This is a genomic window from Mesorhizobium sp. M0159 (genome assembly GCF_040322295.1).
Taxonomy (GTDB): domain Bacteria; phylum Pseudomonadota; class Alphaproteobacteria; order Rhizobiales; family Rhizobiaceae; genus Mesorhizobium.
On record NZ_JAMYTF010000004.1, the window covers coordinates 110543 to 130667 of the forward strand.

General features: G+C 62.3%; 14 protein-coding genes and 1 tRNA gene. 6 read left to right on the plus strand and 9 right to left on the minus strand.

What is annotated here, in order from left to right; genetic code table 11:
• Positions 1 to 16 precede the first annotated feature (16 nt).
• Together NKJ32_RS05680 and NKJ32_RS05685 are read right to left on the minus strand one after the other, a co-directional pair.
• The gene (locus tag NKJ32_RS05680) at positions 17 to 1801 is read right to left on the minus strand and encodes a pilus assembly protein TadG-related protein (RefSeq protein WP_352591550.1); all 1785 of its coding nucleotides are present in this window, start codon (positions 1799 to 1801) and stop codon (positions 17 to 19) included.
• A gap of 1 nt (position 1802) precedes the next feature.
• Entirely contained in the window at positions 1803 to 2237 is a 435-nt protein-coding gene (locus NKJ32_RS05685) for a TadE/TadG family type IV pilus assembly protein (protein ID WP_352591659.1), read from the minus strand.
• Positions 2238 to 2662: 425 nt separating this feature from the next.
• Between NKJ32_RS05685 and NKJ32_RS05690 the strand changes: the two genes are divergently transcribed.
• The 4 genes from NKJ32_RS05690 (at position 2663) to NKJ32_RS05705 (ending at position 8077) form a co-directional block, all read left to right on the plus strand.
• Positions 2663 to 4255, plus strand: a complete 1593-nt coding sequence (locus NKJ32_RS05690) for a peptide ABC transporter substrate-binding protein (protein WP_352591553.1) — start codon at positions 2663 to 2665, stop codon at positions 4253 to 4255.
• A 166-nt stretch (positions 4256 to 4421) separates the two neighbouring features.
• Positions 4422 to 5345, plus strand: coding sequence for an ABC transporter permease subunit (locus NKJ32_RS05695; RefSeq protein ID WP_352591556.1), 924 nt, complete (start codon positions 4422 to 4424; stop codon positions 5343 to 5345).
• Positions 5338 to 6456: an ABC transporter permease gene (locus NKJ32_RS05700; protein ID WP_352591559.1), complete on the plus strand. Its 1119-nt coding sequence runs from the start codon at positions 5338 to 5340 to the stop codon at positions 6454 to 6456. The genes NKJ32_RS05695 and NKJ32_RS05700 overlap by 8 nt, the downstream gene beginning before the upstream one ends.
• 1 nt (position 6457) lies before the next feature.
• The gene (locus NKJ32_RS05705) at positions 6458 to 8077 is read left to right on the plus strand and encodes an ABC transporter ATP-binding protein (RefSeq protein WP_352449088.1); all 1620 of its coding nucleotides are present in this window, start codon (positions 6458 to 6460) and stop codon (positions 8075 to 8077) included.
• Here NKJ32_RS05705 and NKJ32_RS05710 read toward each other — a convergent pair.
• Both NKJ32_RS05710 and NKJ32_RS05715 read right to left on the minus strand, forming a co-directional pair.
• A complete protein-coding gene (locus NKJ32_RS05710; protein WP_352591565.1) occupies positions 8052 to 9077 on the minus strand; it encodes a site-specific integrase in 1026 nt (341 codons plus the stop codon). The genes NKJ32_RS05705 and NKJ32_RS05710 overlap by 26 nt on opposite strands.
• 501 nt (positions 9078 to 9578) lie before the next feature.
• Positions 9579 to 9655, minus strand: a tRNA-Pro gene (locus tag NKJ32_RS05715).
• 205 nt (positions 9656 to 9860) lie between these two features.
• Here NKJ32_RS05715 and NKJ32_RS05720 point away from each other — a divergent pair.
• Together NKJ32_RS05720 and NKJ32_RS05725 are read left to right on the plus strand one after the other, a co-directional pair.
• Complete coding sequence (locus NKJ32_RS05720) at positions 9861 to 11375, plus strand: phosphomannomutase/phosphoglucomutase (RefSeq protein ID WP_502897383.1); 1515 nt, start codon at positions 9861 to 9863, stop codon at positions 11373 to 11375.
• 17 nt (positions 11376 to 11392) lie between these two features.
• Entirely contained in the window at positions 11393 to 13663 is a 2271-nt protein-coding gene (locus NKJ32_RS05725) for an AGE family epimerase/isomerase (RefSeq protein WP_352591571.1), read from the plus strand.
• On the opposite strand, the gene betB is transcribed toward NKJ32_RS05725, so the two are convergent.
• From betB to betI, 5 genes are read right to left on the minus strand one after another with little or no spacing between them, the layout of a single operon-like run.
• The gene (gene betB, locus NKJ32_RS05730; RefSeq protein WP_352591574.1) at positions 13627 to 15090 is read right to left on the minus strand and encodes a betaine-aldehyde dehydrogenase; all 1464 of its coding nucleotides are present in this window, start codon (positions 15088 to 15090) and stop codon (positions 13627 to 13629) included. The two genes, NKJ32_RS05725 and betB, sit on opposite strands and share 37 nt — an antisense overlap.
• 59 nt (positions 15091 to 15149) lie before the next feature.
• Positions 15150 to 16802, minus strand: coding sequence for a choline dehydrogenase (gene betA, locus NKJ32_RS05735; protein WP_352827009.1), 1653 nt, complete (start codon positions 16800 to 16802; stop codon positions 15150 to 15152).
• Positions 16803 to 16805: 3 nt separating this feature from the next.
• Positions 16806 to 17813, minus strand: a complete 1008-nt coding sequence (locus tag NKJ32_RS05740; RefSeq protein ID WP_502897384.1) for a threonine/serine dehydratase family protein — start codon at positions 17811 to 17813, stop codon at positions 16806 to 16808.
• Positions 17813 to 19342, minus strand: coding sequence for a choline-sulfatase (gene betC / locus NKJ32_RS05745; RefSeq protein ID WP_352591580.1), 1530 nt, complete (start codon positions 19340 to 19342; stop codon positions 17813 to 17815). Before betC ends, NKJ32_RS05740 begins: the two co-directional genes overlap by 1 nt.
• Positions 19339 to 19929 carry a transcriptional regulator BetI gene (gene betI / locus NKJ32_RS05750; protein WP_352454288.1) on the minus strand — a complete coding sequence of 197 codons (591 nt, stop codon included), beginning with the start codon at positions 19927 to 19929 and terminating at the stop codon, positions 19339 to 19341. The genes betC and betI overlap by 4 nt, the downstream gene beginning before the upstream one ends.
• Between the last annotated feature and the right edge of the window lie 196 nt (positions 19930 to 20125).

A 20125-nucleotide genomic window follows, 5' to 3' on the forward strand; every position in this document is an offset into this window, starting at 1 on the left:
GCTCTATTTCATTATCTCATTGAACGAGCACGGAGCGCCCGCAAGTCGCGCCGACAACCCGCACATCGGCCTCGCCGACATGCACGCCGACAGCTGCAAGCACGTTATAGACCAGTTCGTCGACCGGCGCCGTCACGCCGTTCAGAACCGTTACCACCGCCGGCTTAACCGTTCCGAGCAGGGCCGTCACGTCCAGCCCGAGGCCCAGTGCATTGACCGAGAGCGAGAGGCCGCTGACCAGCGATGTCGTGAGTGATTGCGTCAGGTTTTTTGTGGCGACAGTTTTTATCGTCTTGTTGGCGATATCGGTGCTGTCGAACGTCAATGCGGTCGGATCGTTGTTGGTGATGGCAAGTGATGACGAACCCTTCACATCGAGCAGATTGAGGGTGAGCAGCAGAAGCTTTACGCTTACCTGTGCAATCGTGGCATCGGAGAACGATTGCGGATTGCTGAAATCGGCGAAGGCCGATGGGTTGTTGTCGGCGTCGCTGGTGGCAAGGTGCAGCGAGGCCACGCCAGGCTGCGCGGCGATCGAGACCTTGATGCTATCCGGCCGGCCCGTCGGGCAGCTGATGTCGGTTAGCTTGGCTTCCGCATAGGCGACTTCGACATGCAGAGGCAGGTTGACGGACAGCAGACTGATGCCGCCGCCGAGATTGGAATTGCCGATGCCAACTGTGGTGACCAGCTTGATGCGCGTCTGCGCGGTGCGCACCACGGTGCCTTTTTCCCCGACGGCCAGCCAGGGTGAATATTGCATTGGCTCACCGATGGCGATGGCGAGCGTGGTGGCGGTAAGTCCCGGAATAGTGGCGCCGAGATCGACCTGGACCTGGTTTGAGCCATTGGCCAGCGAGGCGGCGGCACCCAGCATGCCCATCGCGCTTGCGTCGACGGAAAAGCCGGGAGACTTTTGTCCGAGGCCGAGCTTACCGATCGAGCCAAGATCGATAAGATGACTGAGGGGTATCTTGACTGTGTTGGTGGCCCTCGACGCGATCGTCTGCAGCACAAGTTTGCTGGCGCTGCCCGACCCGGACGCATTGGCCATGGCGGTCGCGATCTGGCCTACCGTCGCTTTTGACGCCAGCACGTCGGAATAGCTGACACCTGTCAGTTGCAACTGTACGGCAAGGGCATCGACGAACGAAAGCACGTTTACATCGGCCGAGATCAGCGCGTTGTAGTCCATGACGCTGAGCGAAATGTTGGCGCCCAGCAACTTGCTGAGAAGCGCGTTGAGGATGCCGCCATTGACGCTGAGGAGCCTGGACCCGACCGAGAACATCGCTTGCGGGGTCACACTGGCAATGGCTTCGGTGCCGACAACCGGAGTAGGGATGAGCGAACTGGCGAAATACCGGGCGGGGATTTTTTGCAGAGTGACGCGAACGGCGTTGTAAGGCGCTTTACCGGCTTCGAAGCGCTTGTCGACGCCAATGGAGGACGCCGCTGAGTATCGGCCGCCGGTCACCGACACGACGGTTTTGCCAACCGTGGGAACGATTGTCTGACCTGGCTTTTGAACAATGATGCCGGGCATTCGGTTGTCACTGAGCGTGGTTACCGCCGCGGCTTCCATATCTTTGATGTTCGACGCCGCGGTGATCGCCGCCAGGTCGGTCATCGCCTGGGCCTCCCTGCGCTCCGTGTAGATCGAACCTTCGTCGACAGCGAAGGCCGCCAGCCCCAGCGCGAATGGCGCTGTCAGCGCCGTCATGACGGCAAAGTTCGCCTTCTTGTCGCCAACCATCGAGCGAGCGATCCGCCCGATGCTCCTCAGCAAGAACTGCGACATTTCAAATGCCTCCAATCCTGATGGTAGATCTGCGCGAGATCGTGGTTTGCGGCATCGCAAGGCTTGGTAACAGGTTCCAGATCGGCAGGTTGCTGGCATCGTACTGGATTGACACGACAAACTGATTTCCGTCGGCCGTGCTGTCCGTCGCCTGGTAGGTCAGCTTGCCGGAATCGACGAACGGGTATCCAGTGGCATTGTTTTTGACGAAACTCGCCACCAGCGCCTGGCGCTCGGTTTGATTCAATCCGGCAATTGCGGTGCGGGCGGCATCGGCGGCGATTTGCTGCAAGGAGTTGCTTGCACCAAAATAGATACCATATGCAACCATTCCGAGCACGAGCAGGATAAAGATCGGCGAAAGCAGGGCAAATTCGACCGCGGAAGTTCCGGACTCATCTCCAATTTTGCGTAGATTCGCCCGTATTTGGCGCAATATTTTACGCTTTAATGCGACAGTGTTACTGTCTATCTTGTTCATTGCCCTTGCCCGTTGGAACTCAAGGTCGATGTGCCGATCCCATTGAAATTTGTAACCCTTGGTTGCTAAGAACCAATTAATACATTCCGGTAAACTGAAATGATCGGCCAGATTATTTCCCAGATCGGCGTTCTGGCCAGGAAACCCAGTCAAACTCATGGCTTTGACCATTGATTGGCCGCTCGCAAGGCGACTGTCCCGGCCCCTTACTTTGCGTGACCCCGAGAGTCTGTTGAAATAAAAAATCTCCACGTTACTGTTTGGCCACCAGCTGCCGGAAAGGGAACCGGCTGCGCGCTCGAAAGGAACCAACCAATCGGTTTCGGGGGCGTCAACACTTAGAGACGTGGCCGAAGGGCGACGTCATTAGGGAGAACTCCATGCTGAAACATGTGCTGAAGGCGACGGTACTCGCCACGACCATGGTCTTGGCCGCCGGTACGTTCTACACGCCGGCTTTCGCCGAGACCGTCTACAACCGCGGAGCCGCCGCCGAAGCGGAGACGCTCGACCCGCACAAGACCTCGACGGTCTACGAAGCCGATATCATACGCGACCTGTTCCAGGGCCTCGTCATGCATGACCAGAAGACGAATCTCATTCCGGGCGCCGCCGAAAGCTGGACGGTGTCCGACGACGGCACTGTCTACACCTTCAAGCTGCGCAAGGACGGCCTCTGGTCGGATGGCAGCCCGGTGACGGCGGACGACTTCGTTTATTCGTTCCGTCGGCTGGAAGATCCGGCCACCGCTGCCGAATACGCTTCCATGCTCTATCCAGTGAAGGGTGCCGAGGAAGTCAACACCAAGAAGGGCAAGCCGGAGGATATGGGGGTCAAGGCGATTGACGCAAATACCCTGGAAGTCACGCTCAAGGCGCCAACGCCTTACTTCCTGGAGATGCTGACCCATCAGGCGACCTATCCGGTCAACAAGGCGTCGATCGAAAAGCTTGGCGCCGACTGGATCAAGGCAGGCAAGCTGGTCTCCAACGGGGCCTTTACAGCGGCAGAGTGGGTTCCCAACGACCATCTGAAGCTGGTCAAGAATCCGAAATTCTGGGATGCCGCGAGCGTCAAGTTCGACGTGGTCAACTACATCCCGACCGAGGATCGTTCGTCGGCGATGAAGCGCTTCGAGGCTGGCGAACTCGACAGCTACGGTGACCTGCCGACGGAACAGCTCGGCGACCTCAAGGCCAAATTCGGCGACCAGGTCCGTGTCGGGCCATATCTCGGCACCTACTATTATGCGATCAAGACCGATAAGGCGCCGTGGGACAATGTCGAACTGCGCAACGCCATCTCGATGGCGATCGATCGCGACTTCCTCGCCGAAAAAGTCTGGCAGAATTCGATGCTGCCCGGCTATTCGATGGTGCCTCCGGGGATCGAGGGCTACACGCCGGCACTGGCCAAATACGCCGACATGCCGCAGATCGACCGGGAAGATGAAGCCAAGAAAATCCTGGAGAAGCTCGGCTATACGCCCGAGCATCCGTTGAAGATGGAAATCCGCTACAACACCTCGGAAAACCACAAGAACACCGCTGTCGCCATCCAGGAACAGCTGAAGCCGCTTGGCGTCGAGGTCACGTTGCTCAACACCGATACCAAGACTCACTACTCTTTCCTCGAGCAGAAGGGCGACTATGATGTCGCGCGTGCCGCCTGGATTGCGGATTACAAGGATCCGGAAACTTTCCTTGGGATCTCCCGCAAGGCTAGTGGCAATAACTATTCGAACTACAACAGCCCGAAATACGAAGAGGCCATGGACAAGGCCGCCGCCGCCGGCGGCAAGCCCGAAGAGCGCATGAAGGAACTCGCCAAGGCCGAGCGCATCCTCGTCGATGAGGTCGGCAACATTCCGATCCTCTACTATAGCTACCACGACATCGTTTCCTCGAAGCTGCATGGCTTCGACGACAATGTGATGGATATCCATCCGTCCCGCTTCATCAGCAAGGACTGATCCCTTAGCCAGGCCGCGGCGCAACTCAATGCGCGGCGGCTCTGGTTTGCCATCGCATCGGCCCGGGAACCGGATTCGATTTTCGACAATGTCGGTGCGAAGATTTGAAGGCTAGAGCGCAATCGTCCAGCCGGACGCGCGCTGCTCTGGATCAAGCGGGGCATCGATGCTGCGTTACGTATTCCGGCGGCTGTTGACCGCCATCCCGACGCTGTTCGTCATCGTGACCATGGCGTTCTTCCTGATACGCGTCGCACCGGGCGGACCGTTCAACCAGGAGCGGGGCCTGAGCCCCGAGATCAGAGCCAATCTCGAAACCCAGTTCGGCCTCAACGACCCGCTCTGGCTGCAGTACCTCCATTATCTAGGCAATCTTCTGCGCGGCAACTTCGGTCCCAGCTACAACATGCCGGATTTCACCGTCGGCGAGCTGTTCAGGGAAGGCCTGCCGATCTCGATCCAACTCGGCGCTTCGGCGCTCGTTCTGGCGCTGCTCCTGGGCACCGTGCTCGGCACTGTTGGCGCGCTCAACCAGAACAAGCTTGCCGACTATTCGGTGATCGCGCTGGCGACCGCCGGCAGCACCATACCGACCTTTGTCATCGCCCCAGTAATCCAGCTTGTATTCGGATTGACCTGGAAGCTGCTGCCGATCGGTGGCTGGGGCGATGGAGCCCTCATCAATAAGGTCGGCCCGGTGCTGACGCTCGCTCTGCCGCAGATCGCCATCGTTGCCCGCCTGATGCGCGGCTCGATGATCGAATCGCTGCACTCGCATCACATCCGCACCGCGCGCGCTCTCGGCCTGTCCGACTGGTCAGTCGTCGTCAAGCATGCACTGCGCGGCGCCATCCTGCCGATCGTCTCCTTCACCGGTCCGGCAGCTGCAGCCCTTCTCACCGGCTCGATCATCGTCGAGACCATCTTCTCTATCCCGGGCATCGGCCGCCATTTTGTCGTTGCCGCGCTCAACCGCGACTACACACTGGTGATGGGGACGGTGGTGGTCATCGCGCTCTTCACCATCGTTTTCAACCTGATCGTCGACGTCCTCTATGGGGTCGTCGATCCGAGGGTGCGCTATGACTGATATCGCAGTTGCCGCACCGGTCGTCGGCCGGTCCCTGTGGGGTGACGCCTGGGCGCGCCTCAAGGCCAATCGCGCGGCCATGTTCAGCCTCTATTATCTTGCCTTCATCGCCGTCATCAGCGTGTTTGGGCCCTATTTCGTGCCGCACCAATACACCACCATCTATGCCGACTATGTCCGTACGCCGCCGAGCTTCTCGGCCTATCCGAAGGCCGACATGATCGAAGGCGCCCTCGATGAGGCGATCAGGCGTATGCGCGTCGACATCAAGGAGTGGCGGCAGGAGGACAGCCGTGTGTTCGTTACCGTCAAATCGTCCAAGCCGATCGATGACCGCAACATTCGCTACCTTGATCGTTCCGATACTTTTGATGACACAAAGATCGAGAGCAAATCGCCGGACGGTCTCGAAATGGTGATGAGTGCCTCGATCAAGCAGCAATATTTCCTGTTCGGCACCGACAATACCGGCCGCGATCTCCTGTCCAGAACGCTGATGGCCGGGCGCATATCGCTAGCCATCGGCCTGCTTGCCGGCATTGTGGCCGTGCTCATCGGCGTGCTCTACGGCGCCACCGCCGGCCTTGCCGGCGGCAGGGTCGACGAGGTGATGATGCGTGTCGTCGACGTGCTTTATTCTTTGCCGTTCATCTTCTTCGTTATCATGCTGGTGGTGTTCTTCGGCAGGAACTTCGTGCTGATGTTCCTGGCGGTCGGAGCGGTGCTGTGGCTCGACATGGCGCGCATCGTGCGCGGACAAGCGCTGTCGATCCGCCGGCAGGAATATGTCCAGGCGGCGGAGGCGATGGGCGTCGGCCAGCGCGGCATTCTGCTGCGCCATGTGATCCCCAATTTGCTCGGGCCGGTTGTGATCTACATGACGCTGCTGGTGCCGCAGGTCATTATCCTGGAGAGTTTTTTGTCGTTCCTCGGGCTCGGTGTCCAGGAGCCGATGACCAGCTGGGGCGTGCTGATCTCGGTCGGCGCCCAGAACATCGGCTCGGCCAACTGGCTGCTTCTGTTCCCGGCCTTCTTTCTCGTCTCCACGCTGTTCGCGCTGAATTTCGTCGGCGATGGGCTGCGCGATGCGCTCGACCCGAAGGATCGTTGAGATGGCCGCTTCCGAAACCATCCTCAGCGTCAAGGACCTTCGGGTCCGCTTCCGCACCCTCGACGGTGTGGTGGAGGCGGTGAAGGGCATCAATATCCACGTCAAATCAGGCGAGACCGTCGCCGTCGTCGGCGAATCCGGTTCCGGCAAGAGCCAGACGATGATGGCGGCGATGAGCCTGCTCGCCTCGAACGGCGAAGCCACCGGCACAGTCGATTATCGCGGCCGCAATCTTTTGACCTTGAGCAAACCCGAGCTCAACAAGATCCGCGGCCGCAAGATCAGCATGATCTTCCAGGAGCCGATGACGTCGCTAGACCCGCTCTATTCGATCGGCAACCAGCTGATCGAGCCGATCCGCAAGCATCGCGGACTTGGCGCCGCCGCGGCGCGCGAGGAGGCGCTCAAGCTGCTGCGGCTGGTCCATATTCCCGATCCGGAGCGGCGGATGAAATCCTATCCGCACGAGTTGTCGGGCGGTCAGCGCCAGCGCGTCATGATCGCCATGGCGCTGGCCAACGACCCCGACATACTGATCGCCGACGAGCCGACGACCGCGCTCGACGTCACCATCCAGGCGCAGATTCTCATGCTGCTCGCCGAATTGCAGCGCAAGCTCGGCATGGCGATCGTCTTCATCACCCACGATCTCGGCATCGTCCGGCGCTTTGCCGACCGGGTCTATGTGATGCGCTACGGCGAGGTGGTGGAGGAGGGCGAGGCGGAAGCGATCTTCGCCAACCCGCAGCACGGCTACACCAAGATGCTACTTGCCGCCGAACCGACCGGCACCAAGGCGCCGCCGCCTCCGAATGCCCCTGTCCTGCTTGAAGGCAGGAACGTCGAGGTGACCTTCAAGATCGGCGGCGGATTTCTTGGCGGCGAGCCGCTGCTGCTGCGCGCCGTCGATCGCATTTCGATACGGCTGAAGCGCAACCAGACGATCGGCATCGTCGGCGAATCCGGCTCGGGAAAATCGACGCTCGGCCGCGCCTTGCTGCGGCTCCTGCCCAGCGACGGTATCATCCGGCTTGGTGACCGCGACATTTCCCACGCTGACCGCCAGGCGATGCGGCCGCTGCGGCGCGAATTACAGCTGGTCTTCCAGGATCCATTCGGCTCGCTGTCGCCACGCATGACCGTCGGCCAGATAATCACCGAGGGGCTTCTGGTCCACGAGCCCAATCTGTCGGGCAGGCAGCGCGATCTCCGCGCGGTCGATGCCTTGCTCGAAGTCGGGCTCGATCCGAACACGCGCAACCGCTATCCGCACGAATTCTCCGGCGGCCAGCGGCAGCGCATCGCCATTGCGCGCGCCATGATCCTCAAGCCGAAAGTGGTGGTGCTGGACGAGCCGACCTCGGCGCTGGACCGCTCGGTGCAGAAGCAGATCGTCGAATTGCTGCGCAAGCTGCAGGCCGACCACGAACTGTCCTATCTGTTCATCAGCCACGATCTCGCCGTTGTGCGCGCCATGGCCGACTACATCATCGTCATGAAACAGGGCAAGATCGTCGAGGAGGGGCCGGCCGAGGCGATCTTCAGCAACCCGCAGGCAACCTACACACAGACACTGATGGCCGCGGCCATCGATGTCACGCGATTTCGCCTGAGCGCATAGCCTTGCTGGCGATCCGCCACATGTCGACGTCGCACAGCACAGGCCACATGGCGCGGGTGTAGCGAAGCACATTCGGGGTGACATCGTCGCCGAGCCCGGCTTCCACGCGGCAGGTGCGGAACGCCTTCTCGATGCGCTTTGTCGGTTCGCCCAGGCTGTCATGGACGACCGGCCCGCAGTCGCAATCGATACGCTTCCAGCGGCGCATATGGGCGATCAGCCGTGACGGCAGTCGCGCCGGCGGACGCCATTTCTTGCTTTTTTTCGCGTGCTGATCTTTGCAATAGAGCACGCCGCGGCCTAGGTCCGGCCAAGCTTGTGCGGCCTCGCCATCCCAATTGAGTTGCAGGATTGAACGATGTCGGCAGCCAGTGTAGAGCCCCACAATGATAAAGCGGCAGAGATGAGCGTACTGACCGTGCTTCCGGCGCAGCCGCAATGCCGCGCGCAGCAGTCCCGCTGCTTCCTCGCGCGTCAGCCAGCGCTCGCGCGCTGCTGGTTTGTCTGGCAAGGTGACGGACGGCTTCGGATCGAGACCGTATTCCTTGGCCCAAAAGTTGATCGCCGAGCGGAGGTCCTCAAGATCGCGACGCGGGCCTGATGTAAAGTCCTTGTCTCGCCACGCCGGGAGTAACGCACGGCGGGTCTCCATCGCCGCGGCGTTGAGCTTGGCGATTCGCTCACGCTCTACCCGATTGCGCTCGCGCGAACGGTGCTCGACATAGGCGCGGCAGCGATCTCCATTGATGCTGGCGACCGGCTCGGTGCCGAAGAATTCGTTCAGAAAACGCATCCTGGCGAGAAATTCCTTGCGACCGGCAATCTTGGCCTGGCGTCCTTCGGTATAGGCGGCGAGGATGTCACCGACAGTCAGGCGGCGGGCATCTGCCCTGGAGATCGGGGGCTGATATTTGCCGGCGGCGGCAGGCCCGAGTTGAGGGCGCAGCATACCTGAAGCGCTAGACACCGCTGCCGTGCGGGCATGATGATGGGTCGTCACAATGGTCCCCTTTTTTTGCTCCGAAGTTGTTCGTCCTGCGGACGGGGATCACTAGAAGAGGCAACAAGACCGGCTCTGCAACAAGCAAAATGGGCGATAGTGCCGTGAGATGCAAAGACTTGCGAAAGGCGGCGCAGAATCGCGCCGGCTTGGCTTTCCCGCCGGACGACGAGTCTTGGTGCATTCCCGGAGGGTAGCTGACAGCCGCATCAAAATGGTGGCTCGGGCTATCCCATGTTGCGGTTACAACTGAGGTGTAAATCTCACGCCGGCCTTCACGGGACGATTTGGCATTCCGAAGCGGGGGAGGTTTCGGGTGCCTTGGAAAGTCGCTTTTTGTCGGTGACGAACATCCGCTCGCGTCGGCATTAGCCGCGATCCGATGCCCCTGCGGGCACCGCTTAGCCTCTCCTCGGCCAGACCTGCCTTCTTGTCCGAATGTATCAGGGCAATTTGGAAAGAGCGCCTACGGGCTCTGAACCGGGATGGACGTATTTTTTCTGGTCGGAGTGGCAGGATTTGAACCTGCGACCCCATCGTCCCGAACGATGTGCGCTACCAGGCTGCGCTACACTCCGTGACCAGACCGCGGGCTTATAGCCGCCGCATTTGGTTACTGCAAGCGCCAATGGCAGCGCTTCTGTCGCATTTCTTTCGCTTTCGCCGCCACGTCATACAGGTTTCAGTTTCCTGTCGCACAAACACGGCTTAAAGGGCTTCTGGATAACCGTCCACTTGCCTCGAAGCACCTGATTCAGCCACCTGGAGTTTGCAGCTTTGTCGATGAAGATCGTTAGCGATGTCAGACCAAACACATTCGAGTTTGAAACCTCTGCGTTGATCAAGCCGTCCGGGTTTCGCGAATATGATGCGCGCTGGTGGTTCGGCCATCCCGGCTCGAACGAAACGCCGGAACTCAATCTGATCGGCGTCCAGGCGCTCGGCATGGGGCTCGGCACGCTTATCCGCCGTCTGGGTGCCGGACCCGACATCGTCACCGGTCACGATTTCCGCTCCTATTCGCTTGCCATAAAGCTGGCGCTGGTTTCCGGGCTGATGGCGGCCGGCGCACGGGTCAAGGATGTCGGGCTGGCCCTGTCGCCGATGGCTTATTTCGCCCAGTTCGCGCTCAACACGCCGTCCGTTGCCATGGTCACTGCCTCGCACAACGAGAATGGCTGGACCGGCGTCAAGATGGGCGCGGCGCGCCCGCTGACTTTTGGTCCGGAGGAGATGAGTGCGTTGAAGGCGATCGTGCTGTCCGGCGATTTCGATCTTGTCGGTGGCGGCTCCTATGACTTCGTTGCGGACTTCCGCAAAACCTACCTTGACGATCTGACAGCGGGAAAGCGTATCTCGAGGAAGCTCAAGGTGGTGGCCGCCTGCGGCAACGGCACCGCCGGGGCTTTCGCTCCCGAAGCACTGGAAAGGATCGGCTGCGAGGTGATCCCGCTCGACGTCGAGCTCGATCATACGTTTCCCAATTACAATCCCAACCCCGAAGACATGCAGATGCTGCACGCCATTCGCGACAAGGTGCTGGAAACGGGCGCCGATGTCGGGCTTGGCTTCGACGGCGACGGCGATCGCTGCGGCGTGGTCGACAATGAAGGCAGCGAGATTTTCGCCGACAAGGTCGGCGTCATGCTGGCGCGCGACATTTCGCACCTTTATCCCGGCTCGACTTTCGTTGTCGACGTCAAGTCGACCGGATTGTTCATGACTGACAAGGTGTTGCGGGAAAATGGCGCGGTCACCGACTATTGGAAAACCGGACACTCCCATATCAAGCGGCGGGTGGCCGAACTCGGCGCCGTTGCCGGTTTTGAGAAATCGGGCCATTTCTTCTTCAATCCTCCGATCGGCCGCGGCTATGACGATGGCCTGGTCACGGCAATCGCCATCTGCCAGATGCTGGATCGCAGCCCGCAAAGCAGCATGGCCGACCTCTATCGCGATCTGCCGCTGACCTTCGGCACGCCGACCATGTCGCCACACTGCGCCGACGAGCTCAAATACGGCGTCGTCGAGCGCGTCGTAGGCGACTTTCGCAAGATGAAGGACGAGGGCACGGTCTTCGCCGGCCAGAGGATTGCCGAACTGATCACCGTCAACGGCGTCAGGGTCGTGGCGGAGGATGGTACCTGGGGGTTGGTGCGCGCATCATCGAACAAGCCGGAGCTTGTGGTGGTGGTGGAGAGCCCGGTATCGTCCGAGCGGCGCCGGCAGATGTTCGAAGCCGTCGATGCGGTGCTGCGCCGCAGCCCCGAAGTCGGCGCCTACAATCAGACCTTTTGAGCACGAGGCTTGTTTTCATGACCGAACGGATCGTCAGTTTTGTGATGAGCGGCGGCGTCGGCTCGCGGCTGTGGCCGTTGTCGCGCGAGGACAATCCCAAGCAGTTCCATGATTTCTCCGGCGACGGCTCAATGCTGGCCAAGACGCTGCGCCGGCTCACTGCGCGGCCGGAAGGCGAAACGCCGGTTTTCCTGATTGCCTCGGAAAGGCATGCCGACCGCGTCCATGCCGACATTGCCGGTCACGAGCTTTCCGGCGGCGGCCCGCTGTTCGAGCCGACCGGACGCAACACCGCTGCGGCCGTCGCCTTGGCAAGCCTGCGCACGCTGTCGGAATTCGGCGACAGCCTGGTGCTGGTGGTGCCGTCCGATCATGAGATCGCGACCCCACAGCAATTCTGGCGGAGCATCGAGGCCGGCACGGCGGCCGCGCGCCAGGGCAGGCTGGTGGTGTTCGGCATCAAGCCCGCCCAACCCGAGACCGGTTACGGCTACATCGAGGTGGCCGGCGAGCGCGATGGCATCTGCGATGTCTCGCGTTTCGTCGAAAAACCCGATCTCGCCACGGCGCAGAGCTATCTCGAGGCCGGCAATTTCTACTGGAACACCGGCATCTTCCTGTTTCGCGCCAGTGCCATGCGCGACGCGTTCATGGCCTTCCAGCCCGACATCTGGAGCGCCACAGAGGCTGCCTACCAGGCTGCGACATCGGATCTTTCCGGCCTCTACATGCCTCTGGAGCTCTATGCCGCCATCCCATCGACATCGATCGACTATGCGATCATGGAGCGCGCCAGCGGCATCGCCATGGTGCCGGCCAGCTTTCGCTGGAACGATCTCGGCTCCTGGCAATCGCTGCTCGACGTCGGCCCCTCCGACACGCAGGGCAATGTCATCGTCGGCGATGTCGTCGCCATCGATTGCGAGAACTCCTATATCCGCAGCGACGGCCGCCTGCTGTCGGCTATAGGCCTGAAGGACGTCGCCATCGTGTCGACCGCCGACGCCACTTTCGTCGCCCCGGTCAGCCACAGCCAGAACGTCAAGAAGATCGTCGAGCAGCTCGAAAAAAGCGGCCGCCTTGAGACCAGGTTCACGCCTGCCGACGACCGCGTCATCGAAAGCGGCGCCTGGCAGCGCCGCGTGCACCATTGGCTGTTCGAGGAGACGGTGCCGTTGTGGTCGACGGTCGGCGTCGATGAGCGCCACGGCGGGTTCCACGAGGCGCTCGGCTTCGATGCCGCCCCGCTGATGAAACCCAAGCGCATGCGCACGCAGGCCAGGCAGATCTACGCCTTCGCCGTCGCCAAGGCGCGCGGCTGGAACGGCCCGGCCGATCGGCTGATCAGCCACGGCCTCGAATTCATGGCCAGGCACGGACGTACCGACAATGGCGGCTGGGTACGCACGCTCAACGTCGACGGCACCGTCGCCGACGCTGCCGAGGATGCCTATGACCATTCCTGCGTGCTCCTGGCGCTGGCGCATGCCCATATGTGCGGCAATCCCGATGCGTTGCGGCTTGGCCAGGAGACCTTTGCGTTCATCGACGCGCATCTCGAGGACGAACGCCTGACCGGCTTCCGCGAGACCTCGAGCGGCGAGGGCGAGCGCCGCTCCAACCCGCACATGCATCTGCTCGAGGCATTCCTGGCCTGGCATCAGGCGACCGGCGAGCGCGCCTATCTTCGCCGCGCCGCGCGCATCGTCGATCTGTTTCGCAGCCATTTCTTCGACCCGGAAAGCTGGACGCTGGGTGAGTATTTCGACCATGAATGGCGGCCGGCCCCTGGCGAGAAGGGCACGTGGACCGAACCCGGCCATCATTTCGAATGGGCCTCGCTGCTGGTCGACTTCGCCGGCCGCAGCGGCCAGAGCGGCTTGACCGGCCTTGCCCGGAAGCTTTACGCGTCGGCGATTGCCAATGGCCTGAACCGCGCCACGGGCCTCGCCTACGGCGCCGTCTCGCGGCAAGGACTGCCGCTCGACCGCGTCTCGCGCAGCTGGCCGCAGGCCGAAGCGATCAAGGCGGCGATCGCGCTGGACGGTTCGGGCGGTCCCGACCTGAAGCCGGAGATCGAAGCACGGGTCGGCCGGCTGTTCCGCTGGCACATCAATCCGGCACCGCTCGGCCTGTGGATCGACCGCATCGACGAGCGTGGCCGCTCCTTGGCGAGCGAGGTGCCGGCCAGCATCTTCTATCATCTCGTCTGCGCGCTGACGCAGTATCTGGACGGCACGGCGCCCAAGGATCAGTACGGGCTGGCGACATCCCCGGTCTCGACATAGACCGACTTCAGCTGCGAATAGAGCGCCAGTGCCGCGAGCGAATTCTCGCGTCCGATGCCGGACTGCTTGAAGCCGCCGAAGGGGATTTCGACCGGCGTCAGATTGTAGGCGTTGATCCAGCAGGTGCCGGCCTGCAGTTCGGCGATGACACGATGGGCGCGCGCCAGGTCGCGGGTGAACACGCCGGCGGCGAGGCCGAATTCGGTGTCGTTGGCGCGCTCGATCACCTCGTCCTCGCTGTCGAATTTCAGCACGCTCATGACCGGCCCGAAAATCTCCTCGCGGGCGATGCGCATCGTGTCGACGACACCGGTGAACACCGTCGGCTCGACGAAGAAGCCGCCCTGAAAACCCTGCAGCGAAGGCACGTTGCCGCCGCAGGCGAGCACCGCGCCATCCTGCTTGCCGGCCTCGATGTAAGAGACCACCTTGTCGTGCTGCGCCTTTGAGACCAGCGGCCCCATCTGCGTGTCCGGATCGAGTGGATCGCCGATGCGGATTTTCTTCGTCCGTTCGGTCAGCCTCTCGACGAAATGGTCATGGATGCCGCTCTGCACGAAGACCCGCGTGCCGTTGGAGCAGATCTGGCCGGTCGAATAGAAATTGCCGAGCATCGCGCCGCCGATGGCATTTTCGAGGTTGGCGTCTTCGAAGACGATCAGCGGCGACTTGCCGCCGAGCTCCATCGTTGCGTGCTTCATCTTCGAGCCGGCGAGCGACAGCACTTTGCGGCCTGTCGGCACCGAGCCGGTCACCGAGACCTTTGCGACAACATCATGGCCGACAAGGCCGGCGCCGACATCGCCAAAACCCTGCACGACGTTGAACAGCCCGTCGGGCAGCCCGGCCTCGGTGTAGATTTCGGCGAGCGCCAGCGCTGAAAGCGGCGTGTTTTCCGATGGTTTGAAAACCATCGCATTGCCCATGGCGAGGGCGGGTGCGGATTTCCAGCCGGCGATCTGGATCGGATAGTTCCAGGCGCCGATGCCGACGCACACGCCGAGCGCCTCGCGCCTGGTATAGGCAAAGGGTCCGCCGAGATCGACGGCCTCGCCATTAAAGGTGGTGACGGCACCGCCGAAATATTCGAGGCAGTCGGCCGCCGACGGGGCGTCCGCAACCAGCGTCTCCTGGATCGGCTTACCGGTATCCAGCGTCTCGATGCGCGCCAGATCGGCATTGCGCGCGCGCAAAATGTCGGCGGCACGGCGCAGGATGCGGCCGCGCTCGACCGGCTTCAGCCGAGCCCAGGCCGGCTGTGCCGCACGCGCGGCCTCGATCGCGAGTTCCAGCACGTTCGGCGTCGCCGAGCGCAGCATGGCGATGGTCTCGCCGGTTGCCGGATAGATAACCGGCAGCGCTGCGCCGCGCTCGTCGTCGATATAGCGGCCGTTGACATAATGCGATGCCGTTGGCTGGGCGCGCATGACTGTTCTCCAAATCGTCTTGTCGCGGCATGCGGAATATGCGTCCGCCGGATCATGGCCTATCTGTCCGACACCTGCCAGCGCGGATTGATCCATGGTTCCTGGTTGGACGGTGGCAGCGGCGTACGCCCGAGAATGTGGTCGGCGGCCTTCTCGCCGGTCATGATCGACGGCGCGTTGAGATTGCCGTTGGTGACGCGTGGAAAGATCGAGGAATCGGCGACCCGAAGCCCTTCGACGCCAATGACGCGGCATTCCGGATCGACGACGCTCATCGCATCATCGGCACGGCCCAACTTGCAGGTGCCGCAAGGGTGGTAGGCGCTTTCGGCGTGGTCGCGAATGAAGGCGTCGAGCTCTTCATCCGATTGTACATGCGAGCCCGGCGACAGTTCCTTGCCTCGGTACGGATCGAAGGCCGCTTGCCCGAAGATCTCGCGGGTCAGCCGGATGCAGTGGCGGAACTCCGTCCAGTCGTCCGGATGCGACATGTAGTTGAAGCGGATCACCGGCTTCGATTTGGGATCGGGCGAGCGCAGCGTGACCGAACCGCGCGACTTCGACCGCATCGGCCCGACATGCGCCTGGAAACCATGCGCCTTGGCCGCCGCCTTGCCGTCATAGCGGACCGCGGCCGGGATGAAGTGATACTGGATATCCGGATAGTCGACGCCGGCGCGCGAGCGTACGAAGGCGGCCGCCTCGAAATGATTGGTGGCGCCGAGGCCGGACTTGAAGAACAGCCATTGTGCCCCGATCAGCGCCTTCGAGAACGGGTTCAGCACCGAGTTCAGCGTGATCGGCTTCGTCGATTCCTGCTGGATGTAGAGTTCCATATGGTCCTGCAGATTGCGACCGACGCCGGGCCGGTCGACAATCACCGGAATGCCGTTCTCCCTAAGGTGCTGGCCGGGGCCGATGCCGGACAGCATCAGGATCTTGGGTGAGTTGATCGAGGACGCGGCAACGATCACCTCGCGCCGCGCTCTGATCACCTGAATTCGTTTGCGCACTTCGATCTCGACGCCGGTGGCGCGTTGATTCTCGATGATTACCCGCCGGGCGAAACCCTTGACCAGGCTGACATTTTTCCAACTCAGCGCCGGCCTCAGATAGGCGCTCGCTGCGGACCAGCGACGGCCGCCGCGGATGGTCTGCTCCATCGGCCCAAAGCCTTCCTGCTTCGCGCCGTTATAGTCGTCGGTCAGCTCGAAACCGGCCTGACGGCCTGCCTTGACGAAGGCGCCGTAGAGTGGGTTCGTCCTCGAGCCGCGCTGCACAGTCAGCGGGCCGCCGTGGCCGCGCCAGCCATTCTCGCCGCCATTGCTGTCCTCCATGCGCTTGAAGTACGGGAGCACATCGGCAAAGCCCCAGCCGGTCGCGCCCTGTTCGGCCCAATGGTCGAAGTCGCGGGCATGGCCGCGCACATAGACCATGCCGTTGATCGACGACGAGCCGCCGATGACCTTGCCGCGCGGCGTCGCCAGCACGCGGCCGCCGAGGTGCGGCTCCGGCTCGCTGGCAAAGCCCCAGTCATAGAGGCTCATATTGAGCGGGATCGACAGTGCCGACGGCATCTGGATCAGCGGGCCGATATCGCTGCCGCCATATTCGATGACGATCACCGAATGCTTGCCGTCCTCCGACAGCCGGTAGGCCATGGCCGAACCGGCCGAGCCGGAGCCGATGATGACGAAATCCGCTTCAAGCATGGTTCATGCGCGCCCGTGGTTCATATGCGCAATGAAATCGGCCAGCGAGACGTTGCCGCCGGTTGCCATTACGAGAACGGTCTTGCCGGTGACGTCGACCTTGCCGCCGAGCAACGCCGCCAGCGAAGCAGCGCCGGATGGCTCGAGCACCAGCTTCAGCCGCTCGAAGGCGAGGCGCATGGCGCGCCGCACCGAAGCATCGTCGACGGTGACGCCGCGAACGCCGGCGGCCTTCACCGCTGCGAACGGCGCGTCGCCGGGCCGCCGCGACATCAGCCCGTCGCAAATCGATTTCGGCCCGATCGGCATGGTTTCGATGGCGCCATGCGCCAGCGACGAGCCCATGCCGTCAAAACCTTCCGGCTCGACACCGATGATCTTCGTGGCTGGCGACAGGTAGTGAAAGGCCAGTGAAACACCGCCGATCAGGCCGCCGCCGCCGACCGAGCAGAACAAGAGATCGGCCTCCGCTTGCCTGGCGGCGATCTGGTCGAGTGCCTCCAGCCCGGCACCGGCTTGGCCGGCGACGATCTCCGGATCGTCGAACGGGTGTAGCAGCGCCAGGCCTTCGCTCGCAGCGATCTCGCGCGCCTTGGCGGCGGCGACTTCCTCACGCGCGCGCTCGCCATGGTCAGTCAGCACCACGCGCGCGCCGTAACCCAATGTGGCGTCGCGCTTGGCGGCCGGCGCGTCGATCGGCATGACGATGGTGACGGGAATGCCAAGCGCTTGGCCAGCCGCCGCTAGCCCCTGCGCAAAATTGCCGGAGGAGTAGGCGACGACGCCCTTTTTGGCTTCGTCAGGCGAGAGCTTCTTCAGCCGCCAGTAGGCGCCGCGCACCTTGAACGATCCTGCCCATTGCAGCGATTCGGCCTTGACGAAGACGCGGGCGGCGCCGGTCTCGCGCGCGAGTGCCGCCGATTCCAGCAGCGGCGTGACCTGCGTCGCCTTGGAGGTGACGGCATAGGCCTGCCTGAGATGGTCGAGCGAGGGGACGAGACTATCTGCCATCATTCGCCTCGCGGAAAGCGCTTCTGCTCTTCGAGCAGGTCGAGGTTCATGTGGTTGCGCATGTAGCGCTCCGATGCCTTCTGCAGCGGCTGGAATTCCCAGGGATAATGGGTGCCGTTGCGCAGCGCCGGGTAGACCACCCAGCGGCGTGCCTGGCTGGCACGCACCGCCGCGTCGAAGGCCGCCATGTCCCAGCGCGCCCGCACCTTGTCGGTGAAAGCGGCCACCAATGCCGCATTGGCCGGATCGGCGGCGAGATTGGTCAATTCCTGCGAATCCGATTCAAGATCAAACAGTTGCGGCGGATCGATCTCGCAATGGATGAATTTGTAGCGGCCCTCGCGCATCGCCACCATCGGCGCGTTGGAGCCTTCGGCGGCATATTCCATCAGCACCGGCGCGGAGCGTTTCTTTCCGTTCAGCAACGGCAGCAGCGACTGGCCGTCAGTCCACGGCGCAATCGCGCTGATGTTGATGCCGGCGAGGTCGCAAAGCGTCGGCGTCACGTCGAGATTGGAGACCGGCGTCTCGATCAGGCTGGCGGCGATGCTCTTGCCGGCGATCATCAGCGGCACCCGCGCCGAACCTTCGAAAAAGCACATCTTGAACCACAGGCCGCGCTCGCCCAGCATGTCGCCATGGTCCGAGCAGAACAGGATGATCGTGTCGTCGAGCATGTGTGTGTGCTCGAGCACCGACATCAATTCGCCGAGCTTGTCGTCGAGATAGGAGATGTTGGCGAAATAGCCGCGCCGTGCGCGGCGTATCTGCTCAGCGGTGATGTCGAACCTGTCATAGTCGCTGGCGCGGTAGAGCCGCTGCGAATGCGGGTCCTGCCTGTCGTAAGGAATGAAGCCGACCTCAGGCTCGAGCGCCGGGCAATCCTCGTAGAAGTCCCAATATTGCCGCCGTGCGACGTAAGGATCGTGCGGATGGGTGAAGGAAACCGTCAAGCACCAGGGCCGACGTGCGGCATCGTCGGAGACGCGGGCAAAATCATAAAGCTTCTGCACCGCATGGAAGGCGACCTCGTCGTCATATTCCAGCTGGTTGGTGATCTCGGCAGTACCGGCGCCGCTGACGGAGCCGAGATTGTGATACCACCAGTCGATGCGCTCGCCGGGTTTGCGATAGTCGGGCGTCCAGCCGAAATCGGCCGGATAGATGTCGGTGGTCAGCCGCTCCTCGAAACCGTGCAATTGGTCCGGCCCGACGAAATGCATCTTGCCGGAGAGGCAGGTGTGATAACCGGCGGCGCGCAGATGATGGGCAAAGGTCGGGATCGAAGACGCGAATTCGGCGGCGTTGTCATAGACCCCGGTGCGTGACGGCAACTGGCCGCTCATGAATGCGGCGCGGCCCGGCGCGCAGAGCGGCGAGGCCGTGTAATTGTTGCAAAAACGCGCCGAACGCGCGGCCAGCGCCTTCAGATGCGGCGCGTGCAGGAAGTCCGCCGGCCCATCCGGAAACAGCGTTCCGTTGAGCTGATCGACCATGACGATCAGGATGTTGGGTCGCTTGGATGTCACTGCTTCTGCCGTCCGCTGAGCTTCGTTTCGAGATAGTCCTCGACCAGTGCAATCGCGGTCGCGGCATCAGGAACACCGTCCTTCAGCGCGCGCCTGATATAGAGCCCGTCGATCAGCGCCGCGGTCGCTTCGGCGACCCGGTCGGCCTCGCTTCTCGGCAGGATGCCGGCCAGCCCGCTGAGCAGATTGGAATGCAGCCGGCGCGCATAGACCTTGAGCAGCCGGCGGAGTGCTGCCGATTTCTGCGCCTCGACATAGAAGGCGAGCCAGGCGGCGATCGTTTCGGGCTGGAACTGGATGTCGGAGAAATTGACCGCGACCACCGCCGAGACGCGCTGGCGCGCCGTGCCGGCCGCGCGAAGTGCACGGCGCGTATCGGCGGTGAGCTCGCTCAGGATGTGCCGCATCGTCGCCAACAGCAATTCGTCCTTGACGCCGAAATAATGGTGGGCAAGCGCCGAGGACACGCCGGCGCGCCCGGCGATTTCCGACATCGTCACATCAAGCGAACCGCGCTCGCCGATCGCCGAGATCGTTGCGTCGATGAGCGCCCTGCGGCGCAACGGCTCCATTCCGAGTTTCGGCATTCCTGCTCCGGCCTGTTGGGACAAGATTATTTTTTATTGACGCATCAATCAACAAAAATCCAGCCTGATTTGCTGGCAAAAGCCAGGCACTATGACCAGATGATCAAGATCAAGCGATTGTGCGGTTCTGGCCCCTTCACGAGGCCGGCGAAACGGTTCATGCTTGAACAATGCTGATGCGCGCGCAGTATCGCGT